General features: G+C 30.7%; 1 protein-coding gene. It reads right to left on the bottom strand.

What is annotated here, in order from left to right:
• Window positions 1-1,637 (bottom strand): PKD domain-containing protein (locus tag U9R42_14210; protein ID MEA3497177.1); only part of this gene is annotated, 1,637 nt, incomplete at both ends.

Genomic DNA, 1,637 nt, shown 5'->3' on the forward strand with positions numbered 1-1,637 from the left:
ACTCTCCTTCCTCCCCATAGTTCCTTTAGCGTAAATTTGATAATAATACGCTCCTACCGGACAGACTTTTCCTTTGTATTTTCCGTCCCATGAATCGTGAATATCGTTGCTTTCAAAAACTTGCTCGCCCCATCGGTTATAAATTTTTATGTTGTATTCGATTATGAATGTTCCTTTTATTTGGAAGCTATTGTTTATTTCATCTTCGTTTGGTGTGAATGTGTTTGGTGCGTAAATGTGAAATTCTGTGGGAATGCAGACTTCATTTGAAATGGACTCAATACCATCAGTGCGAATTGCTTTTATGCGGTAACAATATTTGTATTGGTTTAAATTTGTTTTGTCATCAATAAATAAAAATGTGTTTTTATCTGCGTAAGCAATAGTTTTAAAATCCTTAAAATTTTCATCAAATATTTGAATTTCATATTCCGAAACTTCTCCTTGCCAATCTTGATAAGCTGTCCAGTGCAAAATAGAATACTCCTGAGTTGTGTCAATTGTTAGAAGTATGCTTTTGCCGATATTTGAATATGGACTTTCATACTCACAACTATCTATGGTTTGAATTCGGTAGATGTATGAGTTGCTGTGTACATCAACGAATTTATCGATAAATTCAATTGTGTTAACTCCAAATGAATCAATAGTATAAAAACTGATACTGTCAATTGAACGTTCGAGTTTAAAGAATTTTGGATTTCCAATTTGATTTTCTGTCCATTCAATAAGGATTTCTTTATCATCAAATACTGTAGCTCTGTCAATTTCATTGGCAATTACGTGGTCGTAAAAATATAATTTTTTGGTAAAAGAATCTTTACATCCGTGATTAGTAGTTACAACATGTAGAATATCATAATTTTTTGATGTGGTAAAAATATGGGTTGGACTTTCTAAGGAATCAAAACTATTATCCTTAAAATCCCAGTACCATTCATTTATAACATCAGGAAAATCAACTTCTGAATTATTAAAAAATATTATGTTTTTGTCAAGGCATGGCATTTTATTCTCAAATTTTGCTTCTGGCATCGGATAAACAAAAACATTCATTGTAGAATCATCTTTACAACCCAAACCACTAATCATTTCAAGTTTTACATCAAAAGTTCCGTAAATATTGTAACTATGAGAGGGATTGCTTTTTGTTGAAGTTACGCTATCACCAAAATTCCATAAAGATTGTAAAGTACCGATTGCTATTGATGACCTATTAGTGAAAACAAAATTATTACCCGATAAACATTGAAAAGTATCATTTACAGAAAATTCAATTTTTGGCATTGGATGTATGTTTGTTATTTTTTTAATTGAATCTTTACATCCTTTATCGGAGGTTACAACAAGTTTCACTTTATAAAAATTAGCATGATGATAAGTATTTTTAAAACTATCAATTGATGATACTAATACCTCATCAATAAACCATAATGGAGTAATATTGCCAACCGAAATTGATGAAATGTTTTTGTAAATACAATTATTCCCAATTAGACATTGTGAACTGTCATTTATTGAGAAATCCGCTTTTGGTGAAGGATTAACGATTACGCTTTTTGTAATTGAGTCTTTGCAGTTGTGATTTGAAGTGGCAGTTAGTTTCACAAAAAAAGTATCAGCTTTTTGAAAAACGT

This window comes from Bacteroidota bacterium, assembly GCA_034723125.1.
Lineage (GTDB): Bacteria > Bacteroidota > Bacteroidia > CAILMK01 > JAAYUY01 > JAYEOP01.